Source organism: Streptomyces thermocarboxydus (assembly GCF_024760485.1).
Taxonomy (GTDB): Bacteria; Actinomycetota; Actinomycetes; order Streptomycetales; family Streptomycetaceae; genus Streptomyces; species Streptomyces cellulosae.
The window spans coordinates 351717-368127 of record NZ_CP058273.1 but is presented as its reverse complement, the minus strand read 5'-3'; the positions used below and the strand labels follow the sequence as shown (position 1 = coordinate 368127).

General features: G+C 75.0%; 14 protein-coding genes and 1 pseudogene. 9 read left to right on the top strand and 6 right to left on the bottom strand.

What is annotated here, in order from left to right; genetic code table 11:
* Nucleotides 1-44 precede the first annotated feature (44 nt).
* Nucleotides 45-2294 (bottom strand): MMPL family transporter, encoded by a 2250-nt coding sequence (locus AY578_RS01675; RefSeq protein ID WP_258901771.1) that lies wholly within the window; start codon nt 2292-2294, stop codon nt 45-47.
* A gap of 254 nt (nt 2295-2548) precedes the next feature.
* On the opposite strand from AY578_RS01675, the gene AY578_RS01670 reads away from it, so the two are divergent.
* A complete protein-coding gene (locus AY578_RS01670; RefSeq protein ID WP_019525622.1) occupies nt 2549-2737 on the top strand; it encodes a hypothetical protein in 189 nt (62 codons plus the stop codon).
* Between the two features lie 9 nt (nt 2738-2746).
* Here the strand turns inward: AY578_RS01670 and AY578_RS01665 are convergent, their stop codons facing one another.
* Nucleotides 2747-5323: a SpoIIE family protein phosphatase gene (locus AY578_RS01665; RefSeq protein ID WP_240801114.1), complete on the bottom strand. Its 2577-nt coding sequence runs from the start codon at nt 5321-5323 to the stop codon at nt 2747-2749.
* Between the two features lie 160 nt (nt 5324-5483).
* On the opposite strand from AY578_RS01665, the gene AY578_RS01660 reads away from it, so the two are divergent.
* Nucleotides 5484-6074, top strand: a complete 591-nt coding sequence (locus AY578_RS01660) for an AMIN-like domain-containing (lipo)protein (protein WP_420341300.1) — start codon at nt 5484-5486, stop codon at nt 6072-6074.
* 27 nt (nt 6075-6101) lie between these two features.
* Here AY578_RS01660 and AY578_RS01655 read toward each other — a convergent pair whose 3' ends face one another.
* Nucleotides 6102-6794, bottom strand: a complete 693-nt coding sequence (locus AY578_RS01655; RefSeq protein WP_026243943.1) for a GAF and ANTAR domain-containing protein — start codon at nt 6792-6794, stop codon at nt 6102-6104.
* 200 nt (nt 6795-6994) lie between these two features.
* Between AY578_RS01655 and AY578_RS01650 the strand changes: the two genes are divergently transcribed.
* The 7 genes and pseudogenes from AY578_RS01650 to AY578_RS01620 all read left to right on the top strand — a co-directional run bounded on the left by AY578_RS01650 (nt 6995) and on the right by AY578_RS01620 (nt 12738).
* A complete protein-coding gene (locus tag AY578_RS01650; RefSeq protein WP_168713497.1) occupies nt 6995-7780 on the top strand; it encodes a restriction endonuclease in 786 nt (261 codons plus the stop codon).
* Between the two features lie 80 nt (nt 7781-7860).
* A complete protein-coding gene (locus tag AY578_RS01645; RefSeq protein ID WP_019525627.1) occupies nt 7861-8127 on the top strand; it encodes a hypothetical protein in 267 nt (88 codons plus the stop codon).
* Between the two features lie 85 nt (nt 8128-8212).
* Entirely contained in the window at nt 8213-9082 is an 870-nt protein-coding gene (locus AY578_RS01640) for an oxygenase MpaB family protein (RefSeq protein WP_136239612.1), read from the top strand.
* A gap of 85 nt (nt 9083-9167) precedes the next feature.
* Nucleotides 9168-9671, top strand: a complete 504-nt coding sequence (locus tag AY578_RS01635; RefSeq protein ID WP_026243944.1) for an SRPBCC family protein — start codon at nt 9168-9170, stop codon at nt 9669-9671.
* Nucleotides 9664-11279, top strand: a pseudogene (locus AY578_RS01630) (phytoene desaturase family protein); the annotation flags it as partial. The gene AY578_RS01635 and the pseudogene AY578_RS01630, both read left to right, overlap by 8 nt.
* A gap of 101 nt (nt 11280-11380) precedes the next feature.
* The gene (locus tag AY578_RS01625; RefSeq protein WP_019525631.1) at nt 11381-11866 is read left to right on the top strand and encodes a hypothetical protein; all 486 of its coding nucleotides are present in this window, start codon (nt 11381-11383) and stop codon (nt 11864-11866) included.
* A complete protein-coding gene (locus AY578_RS01620; protein WP_161107626.1) occupies nt 11863-12738 on the top strand; it encodes a short-chain dehydrogenase/reductase in 876 nt (291 codons plus the stop codon). Before AY578_RS01625 ends, AY578_RS01620 begins: the two co-directional genes overlap by 4 nt.
* A 75-nt stretch (nt 12739-12813) precedes the next feature.
* Here the strand turns inward: AY578_RS01620 and AY578_RS01615 are convergent, their stop codons facing one another.
* The 3 genes from AY578_RS01615 to AY578_RS01605 are packed head-to-tail and all read right to left on the bottom strand — an operon-like array spanning nt 12814 to nt 16362.
* Entirely contained in the window at nt 12814-13815 is a 1002-nt protein-coding gene (locus AY578_RS01615) for a DUF5914 domain-containing protein (protein WP_258901767.1), read from the bottom strand.
* Nucleotides 13815-14831 (bottom strand): phytoene/squalene synthase family protein, encoded by a 1017-nt coding sequence (locus AY578_RS01610; protein ID WP_258901766.1) that lies wholly within the window; start codon nt 14829-14831, stop codon nt 13815-13817. The genes AY578_RS01615 and AY578_RS01610 overlap by 1 nt, the downstream gene beginning before the upstream one ends.
* Complete coding sequence (locus AY578_RS01605; RefSeq protein WP_161107624.1) at nt 14818-16362, bottom strand: phytoene desaturase; 1545 nt, start codon at nt 16360-16362, stop codon at nt 14818-14820. The genes AY578_RS01610 and AY578_RS01605 overlap by 14 nt, the downstream gene beginning before the upstream one ends.
* Nucleotides 16363-16411: the final 49 nt, after the last annotated feature.

Here is a 16411-nt window from a genome sequence, read left to right as displayed (position 1 = left end):
GCAGGACCCTCGGGGCCCTGCCGCCCACGCGTGTCAGGAGCCGCTCAGCGACTCGCCGCCGCCGTGCTCGCCCCCTCGCCCTCCGCGTCGATGTGCGGCAGCAGACGGTCCAGCCAGTGCGGCGTCCACCAGGCGTGCCGGCCGAGCAGCGTCATCACCGCCGGCACCAGCAGCAGCCGTACCACCGTGGCGTCGATGAGCACGCTGACCGCCAGGCCCAGGCCCAGCATCTTCACCACCACGTTGTCGCTCACCACGAACGCCGCGAACACGCTCACCATGATCAGCGCGGCGCAGGTGATGACCCGCGCGGTGATCTCCAGGGCGTGCGCCACCGAGGCGCGCGCGTCCTGCGTGCGCCGCCACGCCTCGTGGACGCGGGACAGCAGGAAGATCTCGTAGTCCATGCTGAGACCGAAGACGATGGCGAACATCATCATCGGCACGTAGCTCTCGATCGGCACCGTGCCCGACACCCCCAGCGCCGGACCGCCCCAGCCCCACTGGAACACCGCGACGACCACGCCGTACGAGGCCGTGATGGACAGGACGTTGAGCACGGCCGCCTTCACGGCGACGAGCAGGCCGCGGAAGACGGCGAGGATGATCAGGAACGCCAGGGCGACCACCACGGCGATGATCCACGGCAGCCGTTCGGCGACCAGGTCGCGGAAGTCGACCTGCGCGGCCGTCGTCCCGGTGACGTACGTCGACGCGTCCGTGCCGCGCACCGCGTCCGGCAGCGTGTCGTCCACCAGGCGGTTGGCCAGGTCGGTGGTGGTGGCGCTCTGCGGGCTCGCCGTCGAGTACACCGTGCCCACCAGCACGTCGCCGTCCTGCGTGGGCGTCAGCGGCGTCACCACGGCCGCCCCCTCGACGCCGTCCAGTGTCTTCTGCGCCTGCGAGGCGAGCGAGGAGCGCTGCGACTGCGGTACGGAGGACTGGTCGACGACCACGGTGAGCGGGCCGTTGGAGCCCGGCCCGAACGCGTCGGTCATCAGGTCGTAGGCGCGCCGGTCGGTGAACGACGTGGGGTCGGCGCCGTCGCCGATGTGGCCGAGCCGGATGGAGAACACCGGGATCGCCAGTACCGCGATCACGGCGACGCCCGAGACCAGGAACGTCCATGGCCGGCGCGCCACCCGCTGCGCGTACCGGTGCCAGGTGCCGTGCGGTTCGGCCCCGGGTTCGGTCTCCGCCACGGTCCGGCGCACCCGCCAGCGGTCGATCCGGCCGCCGGCCAGCCCCAGCAGCGCCGGCACCAGGGTGAGCGCGCCGAGGACGGCGGAGACCACCGTGACGGCGGCGGCCACTCCCAGTTTGGCGATGAACGAGACGCCGGACGCGGACAGTCCGGCCAGGGCGACGATCACCGTGCAGCCGGAGACCAGCACCGCCCGCCCGCTGGTGGAGGTGGCGTGGCCGGCCGCCCGCGCCGGATCCATGCCGTTCATCAGGTCCTGCCGGTGACGCGTGATCAGGAACAGCGCGTAGTCGATGCCGACGCCCAGACCGATCATCGTGGCGAGCGTGGGGGAGACGGTGGCGAAGGTGGTGGCCGCGGCCAGCAGCCCGAGCACGGCCAGCCCGGCGACCACCGCGATCAGCGCGGTCAGCAGCGGCATCACGGCGGCGATCACACTGCCGAACCCGATGAGCAGCACCACGACGGCGACCCCGAAACCGATCAGCTCGCTGACCCGGTCGTCGGGCGCGGGCCGGGCCAGCTCGCCCAGCGGCCCCCCGTACTCGACCTGCGCGCCCGCCTCCCGCAGCGGCCGCACCGCGTCGTCGACGCCGCTCAGATAGCCGTCGCCGAGGGTGGACGGCTGCACGTCGAACCGCACGGTGATGTACGCGGTCCTCTTGTCGGTCGAGAGCGGGCCGACGTCCGGCTGTGAAGAGCCGGTGGAGGACGACCCCTGAGCGGTCAGCGGGTTCTGCGCGGACAGGACGTGCGGCAGTTTCTCCAGGCTCGAGACCGTGGAGGACATCTGCGAGCCGAGGGCTGTCAGCTCCTGCTGGTCGTCGCGGAGGACGATCTGGCTGCTGTAGCCGCCGGCCTGCGGGTCGTGCCGCTGGAGGACCTCGATGCCCTTCTGCGACTGCGAGTCGGAGAGCGTGAAGTTGTCCGAGTAGGTGCCGCCGACGGCCCGGCTGACGATCTGCAGCACCACCAGGGCGACCAGCCAGGCGACGATCACCACCACGAAGTGGTGCGCGCACCACTCGCCCAGCCGGCGCAGCACACCCGCCCGGGGTCCGGCGCCCGCCCTACCGCGTGTCGACGGCATCGACGGCTCTCCTCCGCCAGGCCGGACGGATCCCGGCGCCTGGTGCCCATTAGAGGGCGCGGCGATCACCCCGGCATCCCCGCGCGGGTGCGCGGGGGAGAAGGCTCACCTGCTCGGAGGGCGCGGCCGCCCGCCCGCCGGGCTCCGGCCCGTATACCGCCCGGTGTGTCACGCCGTCCGTGTGTGACACTTGACCGCACGAGCCGCGGCGCTCGTCCGAGGGGGAGCGCCGGCCGCCGGAGAGGGGAAGTGCCGTGAGCCGGGACACCGTACGCGCACACCAGGACGACGACATGGCCGCCGAGGCCCGCCGCGCCCGTTTCGGAAGCCTGCCGGAGCCCGTCCGGGTCGAGGACCTGGTCGAGGAGAAGCCGGCCGTCGCACCGGACCCCGCCCGCTTCGCCTACAACCCCGACGAATGGCTCGTCCGCTACTGCGCCTGAGCGAGGGCGTCAGCCCGCGTCGGCCGGGTCGTACGCCGTGAGCAGCAGCGCCACGTCGTCCGGCCGGTCCTCCGCGCGGCGGGCCGCGCCGAGCATCCGGTCGGCCAGCTCCTCCATGGAGTCGGTCCTGCTGACGGCCAGACACGTGCGGACCGTCTCGATGCCCGCCGCGATGTCGCTGCCGGGCACCTCCACCAGCCCGTCCGTGTAGAGGGCCAGCACGCAGCCCGGTTCCAGGGTGAGTTCGGTGACCGGGTAGTCGGCCCCCGGCTGCACCCCCAGCAGCACCCCGCCGGGCAGCTCCAGGGGCTCCGCGCGCCCGTCCGGGTGGCGCAGCAGCGGCGGCGGGTGGCCCGCCCGCACGGCCCGGGCACGCCCCGTCGCCGGGTCCAGCTCGATGTAGCAGCAGGTGGCGAAGACGTCCGTCTCCAGCTCCACGAGCAGCTGGTTGGTGTGCGTGATGACCTCCTGCGGCGGCCGCCCGCTCGCGGCGAACGCGTGCACCGCGCTGCGCAGCTGCCCCATGACGGCCGCCGCGCCCACGCTGTGCCCCTCCACGTCCCCGATGACCAGCGCCACCCCGTGCCCCGTCCGGATCACGTCGTACCAGTCGCCGCCGATGTCCATGCCCTTGGTGCCGGGCAGATAGCGGGCGGTGACGCGCAGCCGGTCGATGACGGGCAGCCGGTGCGGCAGCAGCCCCTCCTGCAGCCCGCGCGCCACGGCCGACTCGGCGTCGTACAGCCGCGCCCGCTCCATCGCCTGCGCCGCGAGCCCCGCCAGAGCGGTCAGCGCGCTGCGCTCCTCGGTGGTGAACCGGTGCCGCGTGTTCCAGCCGAGGATGCAGGAGCCGATGGAGTGCCCCGAGGCGATCAGCGGCAGGAACGCCCAGGACGTCATGGGGTCGAGCGCCAGCCTCGGGTACGCGCCGACCAGTTCCTCCGGCGATTCGAAGAACAGCGGCAGACGCGCGGTCAGCGCGTGCACGCCGGGCAGGTCGGCGTCCAGCGGCACCCCCTCGAACGGGTCGAGGAAGTGCTGCGGGTACCCGTCCTCCCACAGCAGGTACATCCGCCCGTCCCGCACTGTGTACAGGGCGACCTCATGTGCCCCGAACGCCGGCAGCAGCTGCTCCGACACGGCCCGGCACACGTCCCGCACGGTGACGGACTCGGTGAGCACGCTGGCCATCTGCACCACGTGGTACAGCGCCCCCGCGCGGGCGGTGGCGACCAGCCCGGTCGGCGGGGCCGCGGGCTCCGCGGACGGGGTGAGCGGCCGCCCCGGCTCCGCGCCCGCCGGCGCGGCGGTGCGGAAGACCCGCCCGGTCAGCCCGTGCACGCCCGGGTAGAGCACGAAGCCCAGCCATACGCCGTCCGGGTCGTGCACCAGGTACGACACCGGCTGCTGGGTCAGCATCGCCGCCCGGTAGCGGTCCTCGTACGCCGGGTCGCGCAGCCAGGTCAGCACCCGCCAGGGGTGGTGTCCGAGCAGCCGCTCCAGGTCGCAGCCGAGCAGGTCCTGGCAGCGGCGGTTGGCGTAGATGACCCGGCCGTCCTGGTCCAGGGAGAACAGCCCGTCCGGCAGCCGTTCGGCCGCCTCCGCCGCGGTGACGCCGCCCGCCACGTCGACCAGGGCGCCCACCAGCAGCCGGCCGGTGCCGCCCGAGCGGACCACATGGCCCCACAGTTCCACCGGCCGGTAGTGGACCTCCTCGCTGTCGTCCTGCGTCCCCTCCAGCACCCGGAAGTGGCGTCCCCGGATCTGCCCGGTCTCCTCCGCGTCCCGGCGGGCCGCCCGCAGTTCGTACAGGTCGTCCGGTGACACCCGGTCCTCGACCGCGGCCATGGTGCCGTCGAACTCCTCGCGGGACACGCCCAGCAGCTCCAGCGCGTCGTCGTCCCCCGACCACCGGTCGTCGTCCAGGTTCCACTCGACCATCCCGACCGCGACCGCCTGCGCGCGCGGCGCCGGCAGTCGCACGCTGACCGGCTGGTCGTCGTACTCGATGCCGTACGCCACCGCGTCCCCGTCCGTACGGCCCGGCAGCCGGCGCGCGTACTCGGCGAGGCGCTCCTCCATCTGCCGCCCGGCCCGGCGCAGCGCCTCCCGCACCTCCTCCTCACGGGCCGGATCCCGCGACGAGGAGTGCAGCACCGCGAGGACGCCCACCGTCTCGCCGCCGACCCGCACCGGCTGATAGGCGTGCGCGAACGAGTACGGCAGGGCCGCCGTGAACTGGGGGAAGCGCAGCATCGTCGCCCGGTCGTCGGGCAGGTACTGCGTCTCGCCGCTGCGGAACGCCTCGCACATCGGCAGCGCGCCGCTCACCGGGATCCGCCACCACGGCTTCAGCAGCGAGCGGGGCACCCCGGACATCACGCACAGCACCAGCGACCTGCGGTCCCGCGACCGCAGATACACCGCCCCGCCGTACCCTCCGGTGTCCCGCACGGCAGCCACCACGACGTCCGCGAGCGCGTCCTCGATACGGGCCTCGCCGCGCCCGGTCCGGTTCTCCTCCGCGTCGAGCACGGGCCCGCCAGCCGGCCGCTTCCCGCGCGGTGCGGCGGCTGCACCACCCATGTGACGCCCTCCCGGTGCACACGGAACGGGACGTTCGTCCGCTCCCCACCAGCATGTGCCATGCGCGCCGGTACGGCGACCGGCCGAACGGACCGCAACCATCGGGTCATCCCGGTCGTCTCACCCGATACCAGAACGTTGTCGTCCCAGGGGTCCGAAAATGCTTCAATCAAGAACAATGTGCGCGACGGCGGTGCTCCTCGGCGCCACGCTGGTGACGGCGGCGGTCCCGGCCGTGGCCGCCCCCGTGGCGGCGCCCGCCGCGGCCACGGTCTGCCCCACCGGCTGGGGCTCCACCGACAAGGCGGTCACCGCCGCCACGTCCACGTCCGTGCGGGACGTCCGCACCGGCCGGCACGACTGCTACGACCGCATGGTCGTCGACGTGCCCGGCGCCGCCCGCGCCGACCTCGGCTACTCGGTCCGCTACGTCGACCGGCTCCAGCAGGACGGCTCGGGACGGCACATCCCCGTCTCCGGCGGCGCGATCCTCGAGGTCCGGGTCAACGCCCCCGCCTACGCACCCGAGACGGGCGAGGCCACCTACCCCGCGCGCGCCGGGCGCGCCCTGCCGGGCGTCGACCTCACCGGCTACCGCACGTTCCGCGACGCGCGGTTCGCGGGCAGCTTCGAGGGCGACACCCAGCTCGGCCTCGGGGTGCGCGGACGGCTGCCGTTCCGGGTGCAGCAGCTCGACGGGCGTCTCGTGATCGACGTCGCCCACAACTGGACCGGCGCCGCCGCCCGCTGAGCGCGCGCCGTACGACGAGCCGGGCGGTCAGCGCTCCGGGCCGCCCGACTCGCAGATCTCCCGCGCCACGTCCCGCAGCTTGGTGTTGGTGCGCTGCGACCGGGTGCGCAGCAGGTCGAACGCCTGGTCCTCGGTGACGTGGTGCCGGCCCATCAGGATGCCCATCGCCTCGCCGATCAGATGGCGTGTGGTGATGGCCTCCTGCATCTGCTCGTCGGTACGGGCGGTGGCGAAGGCGACCGCCGCGTGCGACGCGAGCAGCCAGCCCGCCGTCTCGCTGTCCTCGGTGAACATTCCAGGCTTGCGCGAGTACATGTTGAGGGCGCCCAGCTCCTCCTCCCGGGTGTAGAGCAGGAAGCCCATCATGCTGCCCACCCCGAGCTCCCGGGCCCGGGGCACGAAGCGCGTCCAGCGCTCCGGGGGCGCCGTCAGGTCGGGGATGCGGAAGAGCCGCTCCGGCCTGTCGGGCCGCGCCGCGTCGAAGCACGGCCCCTCGCGGAGCTCACCCTGGAGCATGTCGCTGTCGGTGACGAACGGGTCCGTCGGCGCGAGCGAACGCACCCGGCCCTCGCTCAGGACGAGGATCCCGGAGGCGTCACAGCCGTCCACGAGCTCCACCGCCGAGCGTGAGATCTGCTCCAGCGTCGCGTCGAGCGTGTGCTCCGCGAGCAGATCCCGGGCCATCGACGCCATGCGCTGGGCAAAAAGCTGCCAGTCCATGTCCGTCTCCGTCTCCGTCCGGCCGTGCTCCCGACCATCGTGGCATCTCTTCACGGATCGCTTCTTTCCCGCCGGACGCGGAAACAGGCCGCCCGCCCCGTATTTGGTGAGGGTTCTGTGAGCGCGTGTTCGGTGAGCGCGCGGATCCGGGGCAGACGGCGTTCGTGATCTTCGGCCGTCCCGAGAGAGGAGTCACCACGGTGACCATGCCCGAGCGTCGTACCCGTGCGCTGCGCCCCGGCAGGCGCTTCGACCTGCGTTCCACCGCCGTGTTCTTCGGCCTGCTCGCCGCGGCGCTGGTGATCGGAGGGCTCGCGATACGCGCGCTGGCCGGGGTGCTGGAGCGGCGCCCGGTGTGGGCGGTCGTGCTGGTGTGCCTGGTCGTCGCCGTCGCCGTGGCCCGGGGGCGCCGCCGGCGGCGGCTGTCGGCGGCGGGGATCGCCCGGGAGGCCGGGCGGGCTTTCGCCCGGGGGACGTCCACGGCGCTCGATGCCCTGGACGCGCCCGCGCCGGCGCCGGTTGTCATCCCCGCCCAGGCGGGGGCGGTCGACGAGGTGACCTCGCCGCTGCCCGTGGCGCAGGGGATCGACCACGAGGCGCTCACACCGGACGAGTTCGAGGCCGCCACGGCCGAGCTGTGTGCGCGGGACGGGTGCACGGAGGTGCGGGTGGTGGGCGGTGCGGGGGATCTCGGTGCGGATGTGATCGCTGTGACGCCTGACGGGCGGCGGCTCGTCGTGCAGTGCAAGCGGTACGGGGAGGACAACAAGGTGGGGTCGCAGGAGCTGCAGCGGTTCGGGGGGACGTGCTTCACGGTGCACGAGGCCGACGTCGCCGTGGTGGTCACCACCGGGGAGTTCACCGTGCCGGCGCTGGAGTACGCCGAGCAGTGCGGGATCGTCTGTGTCGACGGGCACGGGCTGCTGGCGTGGAGCCAGGGGCGGGCGACGGCGCCCTGGGCGGGGGTGCGGGAGGAGACCGCGTAGAGGTCTCGTCGTGGTTGCTCGCGCGGTTTCCCGCGCCCCTGCGGGGCGCCGTTGTCAGTGGCGGGTGTCAAGCTCCCCGTATGGACGAGACGGAGTTCATGCGCGGGCGGGTGTACGGGGCGGACCACGACGACCCGGGGCCGCGTGAAGGACGGGTGTACGCGGAGCTGTCCGGCGGACCGCTGGACGGACTGCTGCTGGACGTCACCGGCCACGGCCCGGCGGAGCAGCGGCACGGGGTGGGCCTGCCCACGGAGATAGGCCGCTACGGCCCAGGCGGCCGCGCGGTCTACGCGCCCCGCGCGGCCGGCGACCGGGTGTACGAATGGCGGGGCGACGTCCCCTGACGAAGCGGCCGCGCGCGGGTAGGGGCGCGGCGGCCGGGGCAGACGTAGGCGTAGGACGTCACCGCGGAGGGAGGTGGGGCGCGCCGTGAAACCGTTCGCCGAACCCGCCTCCGCGCTGCGCGGCCACATAGGCCGGGCCATCTTCTCGCGGGTGGCCGGACCCGACGGCCCGGACAACCGCGCCCGCATCCACGGCACCCCGGGCCCCCGCTGGTTCGCCCCCGACAGCCCGGTCCGCCGGGTGCACGGTGACGCGTCGATGTTCATCGGCGGCCTGTCCGCCCTGCTGCTCCAGTCGCTCCACCCGCTCGCCATGGCGGCCGTCGCCGCCCACTCCGGCTTCCGCGGCGACCCCTGGGGCCGGCTCCAGCGGACCAGCACCTTCCTCGCCGTCACCACGTACGGCACCGCCGACAGCGCCCAGCGGGCCGTGGATCGGGTGCGCGCCGTCCACGACACTGTCCGCGGCACCGCACCCGACGGCCGGGAGTACCGCGCCTCCGACCCGCACCTGCTGTGCTGGGTGCATGTCGCCGAGGTCGACATGTTCCTGCGCGCCCACCAGCGCTACGGCGCCCGGCCGCTGGACGACGCCGGCTGTGACGGATACGTCGCGGACATGGCGCGCATCGCCACCGCCCTCGGCGTCCCCGACCCGCCCGCGGACCGGGCGCAGCTCGCCGAGCGGCTGGCCGCCTACCGCGACGAGCTGCACGCCACCCCGGACGCCCTGGCCACCGCGCGGTTCCTGCTGCTCGACCCGCCCGTCCCGCTGCTCGCCCGGCTGCCGTACGGCGTGCTCGCCGCGAACGCCGTGTCCCTGCTGCCGCCCTGGGCCTCCCGCGCGCTGCGGGTGCCCCGTCTGCCCGCCGAGGGCCTGTGCGTCCGCCCGCTCGGCAGCGCCGTCACCGCGGGCATCCGCTGGGCGCTGGCCCCCACCCGCCCCGCGGCCTGACCCGTCCGGCCGCGCCTCTGGTTGACGGCGGTCAGACGGGGCACTCAGAGCTGACCGGTGGCGCTGAGGGACACAGGAGGCAACAGTGGCGGTTCGTCATCGCTTGATCAGCACCGACCCGCGGTCCGTGTGGGCCGTGCTGGAGGACGGCACCCGCTACGCGGACTGGGTGGTGGGCACGTCCGAGTCCAAGCCGGTGCGCGGCCACTGGCCGCAGCTCGGCTCCGCGATCGGCTACGAGGTGCGCCTCGGGCCGCTGAAGCTGCACAACGAGTCCGTCGTCCGGCACGTCGTCCCCGGCGAGCTGCTCGAACTGGAGGCGAAGGCCGGGCCGCTGGGCACCGCCCGCATCGCCATCGAGCTGCGGCCCTGGGGCGACCAGTGCCTCGTCAAGGTCGACGAGCACCCCCTGCGCGGCGCGGGCGGCCTGGTGCACAACGTGGCCGTCGAGGCGGTCATCCAGATCCGGCACCGCGCCATGCTCGCCCGGCTCGCCCACCTCGTGGAGTCGGAGGCCGCCGAGGCGGAGGAACGCCGGGCGCTCGGCCAGGTCGTGCCGGAGCCCGACGCGGGAGGCGCCCGTGGCTGACGCCGTCGTCATCGGCGCCGGGCCCAACGGCCTGGTCGCGGCGAACCTGCTCGCCGACGCCGGCTGGAGCGTCACGGTCCTGGAGGAACAGCCCGAGCCCGGCGGCGCCGTGCGCCACGACCACGGTGTCCACCCCGACTACGCCAGCGACCTGTTCAGCTCCTTCTACCCGCTCGCCGCCGCCTCCCCGGTCGTCTCCGGACTCGGCCTGGAGGAGCACGGGCTGCGCTGGAGCCACGCCCCGCACGTCGTCGCCCACCCGCTGAGCGACGGCCGCTGCGCGATCCTGGACCGCGACGTCGACGTCACCGCCGCCTCCCTCGACGCCTTCGCGCCCGGGGACGGCGACGCGTGGCGCCGTCTCCACGCCATGTGGGACCGGCTCCGCCCCGACCTGCTCGACGCCCTGTTCACACCGTTCCCGCCGGTCCGCTCCGGGCTGCGGCTCGCCGTACGGCTGCGCGGCACGGGCGGGCTGCGCATGGCGCGCACCCTCGTGCTGCCGGTGCGGCGCATGGCGGAGGAGGAGTTCCGCGGCGAGGGCGGCGGGCTGCTGCTCGCGGGCAACGCCCTGCACGCCGACCTCGCCCCCGAGGCCGCAGGCAGCGGCGGCTTCGGCTGGCTGATGTCCATGCTCGGACAGACGTACGGCTTCCCCGTGCCGGTCGGCGGCGCGGGCGCGCTCACCGACGCCCTCGTGCGCCGTCTGGAGTCACGCGGGGGAGCGGTGCGGTGCGGGCGGCGCGTGGAGCGTGTCGTCGTCCGCGGCGGGCGCGCGGTCGCCGTACGCCTCGCCGACGGGGAGACCGTCCCCGCCGGGCGCGCCGTCCTCGCCGACGTGTCCGTGCCCGCCCTCTACGGCGAGCTCGTCGCCCCAGAGGACCTGCCCCGGCAGCTGCAGTCCGACCTGGAGCGCTTCCAGTGGGACTTCGCCACCTTCAAGGTCGACTGGGCGCTGGACGGGCCCGTGCCGTGGAAGTGCGAGCAGGCCGCCGGCGCCGGAACGGTGCATCTCGCCGACGGGCTCGACGAGCTCACCCGCTTCGCCGCCCAGCTCGCCATGGGACGCGTGCCCGACCGCCCGTTCTCCCTGTTCGGGCAGATGACCACCTCCGACCCGACCCGCTCCCCGGAGGGCACCGAGTCCGCCTGGGCCTACACCCACGTCCCGCACCGGGTCGTCGGCGACGCGGGCGACGACGGGCTCACCGGCTCCTGGGACAAGGACGAGCAGGAACGCATGGCCGACCGCGTGGAGGCCCATGTGGAGCGCTTCGCGCCCGGCTTCCGCGACCGGATCCGGGCCCGGCGGATCCTCGCCCCGCCCACGCTGCAGTCCCTCGACCGGAACCTGCACGGCGGCGCCATCAACGGCGGCACCACCGCCATGCACCAGCAGCTGTTCTTCCGGCCCGCCCCCGGCACCGGACGGCCCGAGACCCCCGTCAAGGGCCTCTACCTGGCCTCCGCCGGCGCCCACCCCGGCGGCGGCGTGCACGGCGCGCCCGGCGCCAACGCCGCCCGGGCCGCGCTGCGTCCGTCGTTCGCCGCCGGACTGGCGCCGCCCAGCGGCTGCTGGCCCACCGCGACCGCCACGGACGCGCCAGCCCGACCGGGGCGGGCGGCCGGACCGGGGCGGGCGGCCCGCCTGAAACCGCGGGGCCGGGCGCCGGCCCGGCGGACGACCGACCACAGAAGGAGGCGAGACGATGAGCGGACGGAACGGACAGCCCGACGACGGCCCCGACCGCCGGCACCTGAGGCCCGAAGGCGTCAGCGACGAGACGGTCGAGGCGCTGGGGTCCCTGTCGAAGGCACTGGAGACCACCGAACGGGCCCGCGGCCACCTCTACAGCTTCCACCAGCTCACCGGCACCGCCGACCTGGAGCTCGACCGGGCCGTGGAACTGCTGCACAAGGCCGGACACCCCGACTGGGCGGAGGCCGTGCGCACCCAGGTGCTGGGCCGCAACGTCATCCCCGGCCACTGGACGTTCCAGATCGTCGAGGCGTACGACGACACGTACTACCGGCCGTTCCGGGAGCTGGAGCAGGCCGCGGTGGAGGAGCTGGCCGAGGGCCGCGACCACCTCTACGAGGCGGAGATGAAGGAGGCCCGCAGGACCGCCGGCCATCCGCACCACACCGCCCGCCCTGACGTTGACCCGCAGATCACCGGAGGGGACGGCGGATGAGCGGCCCGCTGGGCGGACGCACCGCGGTGGTCACCGGGGCCGCGCGCGGCATCGGCGCCGCCCTCGCCCGCGAACTCGCCGGACGCGGCATGCGGCTGGCGCTGCTCGGCCACGAGGGCGACCGCCTGCGCCGGCTCGCCGGTGAACTGCCCGTCCCCGCCCTCGCGTACGAGGCCGACGTCACGGACGCCGCGGCGCTGGAGCAGGCGGCGGACGCGGTCCGCACCGGGCTCGGCACACCGTCCGTCGTCGTCGCCAACGCGGCCGTGGCGGACGCCGGGCTGTTCGCCGACTCCGACCCCGCGCGGTGGCGGCGCATCGTCGACGTCAACCTCACCGGCAGCGCGAACACCGCCCGCACGTTCCTGCCCGACCTCATGGCGACCAAGGGCTACCACCTCCAGGTCGCTTCCCTCGCCGCCATCGGCGCGGCTCCGCTGATGAGCGCGTACTGCGCCTCCAAGGCGGGAGCGGAGGCCTTCGCCCACTCCCTGCGCGCGGAGGTCGCCCACCTCGGCGTGACCGTCGGCATCGGCTACCTCACCTGGATCGGCACCGACCTGATCGAGGACGCGGACCGCCACAGCGTGATGCGGGAACTGCGCGGGCACATGCCCTGGCCGGTACGGGACGTGTACCCGCCGGACCGCGCGGCGGCCCGCCTCGCCCGGGCGGTCGAACGCCGCAGCACGGCGGCGTACTACCCCCACTGGCTCCGCCTGGCCCAGCCGGTACGGGCCGCCATGCCGGCCGTGGTCACCAGGGCGACCCGCCATTACCTGCCCCGCATCGAGGAACGTTCGCCCTTGCGCCATACGGACCTCCTGGGCGGAGGGGGCAGGGCGGACGCGAGGGCGGCGGGGCTGAGCTGAGAGGCGGTCCGGACGGCCACGCGCCTCGGCCCGCCCGGTGTCCCCACCGGGCGGGCCGAGTGCGGTCCGGGACTGCTACGCCCCCGGGAACCGCCCCGTCGAGCGGAGCTCCCAGCGGCGTTCCGCGTAGGCCAGGTCATCCCTCCAGAGGCGGCCGGAGGCGGCGCGGACCAGGGGTCGGAGGACGGGGGCCGCCGCTCGGGCCAGGGCGAAGCCCCGGCGGTCCGAGGCGGCGACCACCGCCTCGATCACCGCCGTGCGCGGACGGCCCGACGCGTCCGGGCCCAGGGGAGTCGCGTGGGTCTCGACCACGGAGCCGGCCCCCTCGCCCTCGGTGATGTGCATGACGACCGTGCGCGGCTCGGGAGCCGTGAACACCGCCCGCACCGGCACCACCAGACGGCCCGCCACCTTGAACGACACGTCCACGGCGAACGCGTCCCCCTCCGCCTGCTCCGGCGTGTCCACCACCGTGAGGTCGACGAACGAGTACGGGTGGAACCAGGCCCCGTGCCAGGGGTCGAGCCGGTTCGCCACGACGTCCTCCGGCTCACAGACGCCGACCCCCGCGTACACCGCCGTCAGGGCGCGCGCCGGGACCGGGCGGCGCGGCACCACCGGCGCGTCGAGCGGCTCCTCGCCGCCGACCGCGTCCAGCCGCACCCACACCAGCACCCCGTCGTCGTACGCGGGGAACGGCTCCCAGCCGGCGAACGGGCCGCCGTTCAGGGACAGCCCGTGCCAGTGGCAGACGAGCGTCCCGCAGCGCACCGGGCTGTCCCGCAGCGCCGCGCCCAGGTGCGGGCAGACGCCCGGCCCCGCCACCACCCGGCCGCCCGTGTCGCGCCAGACCACCACTTCCTGTCCCGCGACCGTCCGGCCCAGCGGGCGGTCACCGCCGACGTCGCGGGAGGCGCCCACGACGTACCAGTTGCCCGACGGGCGTGCCTGCGCCCGCTTCAGCGCGCCGGCGATCAGGGCGGGCTTGGCGTCCCGCCACGTGGGGCGCTGACGTTCCCACGCCACCGCGTTGCGGCGCAGGGAGAGCGGCAGCCGCCCACGTCCGCGACCTGCCATCACGCGACCTCCTCGACCATCCGGGGCTCCACCGGCCCCGCACCCGTCAGCGGGACGCCGTCCGGCCGGCGGGCCGCGGCCGGCCTGGCGCGCAGCCGGGCCGCGGCCACCCGGGCCAGCCCGTCCGCGGCGACCACGGCGCGCCGCCTGCGCGGCACCACCGACCGCCGGTGCAGCACCGCGTACCCGTCCTCGGCGACCGCGTCCAGGATGCCGCCGTACAGCACGAACGCGGTGCGGATGCAGGGGCGGGACACCGGTTCGAGCAGCGCGAGGCCCGGGGCGGCCTGCCGGTACACGCCCCGCGTCAGCCGTTCGAACGCGCGCAGCGCCGAGGTGATGCGCGGGTCGCGGCGGCCGGTGTCCCGGCTCCACCGCAGCCGCTCCCGGTCGACGCCGTGCGCGGCGAGCAGGTCCGCCGGCAGGTACACCCGCCCGCGGTCCAGGTCCTCGCCCACGTCCCGCAGGAAGTTGGTCAGCTGGAAGGCGACGCCGAGGGCCGCCGCGTGCGGGGCGGCCGTCTCCCGGTCGGTGACCGTGCCGAGGACGGGCAGCATCTGCAGCCCGATCACCGCGGCCGAGCCGTGCATGTACCGGCGCAGGGCCGCGTAGTCGGCGTAGTCGGTGACCACCAGGTCGGACCGCATGGCGGTCATGAAGTCGGCGAAGTGGGCGTGGTCGATGCGGTAGCGCCGCGCCGTGTCGGCCAGGGCCCGCACCACCGGCTCGGCGCTCTCCCCGTCACGGAGCCCCTTGGCCAGCTCCCGCTCCAGCGCCGCCAGTTCGGCGTCCCGGCGGGCGGTGTCCGCGCCGGTGCCGAGCGCGTCGACGATGTCGTCCGCCCAGCGGGCGAAGCCGTACAGGGCGTGCACGGCGGGCCGCCGCTCCACGGGCAGCAGCCGGGTGGCGAGGAAGTACGTCCGGCCGTGCCGGGCGTTGAGCACGCGGCAGTGGCGGTACGCCTCGCGCAGCGCCGGGTCGGTGATGCCCGCCGCGTCCAGTTCACGCTCGGTCATGCAGGGCCTCCTGGGCGGAGAACGAGGTGGACGCGCGTCCGGCGGGGCCGCGCGCACCGGTGATACGCCGTGCGGCCAGCTTCCCGGACAGCAGCACGGTCGGCACGCCGACACCGGGGGTGGTGCCGCAGCCGGCCAGCACCGCGTTCTCGGCGGAGCGCACCAGGTTGCGGGGCCGGAACGGACCCGTCTGGGCGAAGGTGTGGGCGGTGGCGAACGGCGTGCCGGCCGCGTGCCCCTGCGCGGCCCAGTCGGCGGGCGTGACCACGCACTCCGCCTCGATCGAGGAGGCCAGCCCGGTCAGACCGCGCTCCTCCAGCGTCCGCAGCACCGAGTCCCGGTAGCGCGGCGCCAGGTCCGTCCACGCGGCGGCGCCCGGCCCGATGTCGGTGTTGGGGCACGGCGCGAGGACGTAGTGCAGATGGCGTCCCGGCGGCGCGAGCGACGGATCGGTGGCGGTGGGCCGGGTGACCAGCAGCGACGGGTCGCTCATGAGCCGCCCGGCCCGCGTCAGCTCGTCGAAGGTGCCGCGCCACGCCTCACCGAAGGAGAGGGTGTGATGGGCCAGTTCGGGCCAGGTCCGGTCGGTGCCCAGATGCAGCACCACCGCCGACGGCGAATGCCTCAGCCGTGCCGGACGCCTCGGCGCCCCGCCCAGCAGCCCGTAGGCGACGGGCAGGTCGGGGGTGAGGACGACCGCGTCGCAGGGGATCCGCTCGTCGCCCGCGACCACCGCCGTCACCCGCCCGCCGGAGCGCTCCAGCCGGGTCACCTCCCGCCCGAACCGCAGGTCCGCGCCCGCGTCGGCGGCGGCGTCCGCCATTGCCCGCGGCAGCGCGTGCATGCCGCCGCGCGGGAAGTACACGCCGGCGACCGTGTCCATGTACGCGATCACCGCGTACGCGGCCAGCGCCCGCGCCGGCGGGACGCCCGCGTACAGCGCCTGGAAGGAGAACACCCGGCGCAGCCGCTCGTCCTTCAGGAAGCTCCCGACGCGCGCGTCCAGGCGACCGAAACCGCCCAGCGCCGCCAGCCGCGCCAGGTCGGGGTGGAGCAGTCCGAGCGGCGAGTCGAAGTTCGCGTCGATGAACCGGCGCATCTGCGCCCGGTACAGCCGCTCCAGCCAGTCCCGCAGCCGCAGGTAGCCCGCCGCCTCCCGCGCCCCGGCGAACCGCTCCACCTCGGCGGCCATCGCCTCGGCCCGGGTGTGCACGTCGAGGCTGCTGCCGTCGGCGAACCGCGCCCGGTAGGCGGGGTGCAGCTCCACCAGCTCCACCCGCTTGCGCAGGCTGTCCCCGACGGCGGCGAACGGCTCGTCCGCCAGGTCGGGCATGGTCAGCACGGTGGGTCCGGTGTCGATCCGGTACCCGTCCAGCTCCTTGCGCCCGGCGCGTCCGCCGGGCAGTTCGTCACGCTCGACGACGGTCACCCGCCGCCCCGCGCCCAGCAGGTGCAGCGCCGCCGACAGACCGGCGAGCCCGGCCCCCACGACGACCACATGGTCCGTGCGCCCCGGAACGGTCCGGGTCACCGCCCGGCCCCCGCCCCGCACAGGGGTTCCGCCGTCACGCGGACGGACC

Excerpts from the sequence above, each read along its gene's own strand:
- AY578_RS01675 (WP_258901771.1), bottom strand. The coding sequence starts at position 2,294 with ATGCCGTCGACACGCGGTAGGGCGGGCGCCGGACCCCGGGCGGGTGTG.
- AY578_RS01665 (WP_240801114.1), bottom strand. The coding sequence starts at position 5,323 with ATGGGTGGTGCAGCCGCCGCACCGCGCGGGAAGCGGCCGGCTGGCGGG.
- AY578_RS01660 (WP_420341300.1), top strand. The coding sequence starts at position 5,484 with ATGCTTCAATCAAGAACAATGTGCGCGACGGCGGTGCTCCTCGGCGCC.
- AY578_RS01655 (WP_026243943.1), bottom strand. The coding sequence starts at position 6,794 with ATGGACTGGCAGCTTTTTGCCCAGCGCATGGCGTCGATGGCCCGGGAT.
- AY578_RS01645 (WP_019525627.1), top strand. The coding sequence starts at position 7,861 with ATGGACGAGACGGAGTTCATGCGCGGGCGGGTGTACGGGGCGGACCAC.
- AY578_RS01625 (WP_019525631.1), top strand. The coding sequence starts at position 11,381 with ATGAGCGGACGGAACGGACAGCCCGACGACGGCCCCGACCGCCGGCAC.
- AY578_RS01620 (WP_161107626.1), top strand. The coding sequence starts at position 11,863 with ATGAGCGGCCCGCTGGGCGGACGCACCGCGGTGGTCACCGGGGCCGCG.
- AY578_RS01615 (WP_258901767.1), bottom strand. The coding sequence starts at position 13,815 with ATGGCAGGTCGCGGACGTGGGCGGCTGCCGCTCTCCCTGCGCCGCAAC.
- AY578_RS01610 (WP_258901766.1), bottom strand. The coding sequence starts at position 14,831 with ATGACCGAGCGTGAACTGGACGCGGCGGGCATCACCGACCCGGCGCTG.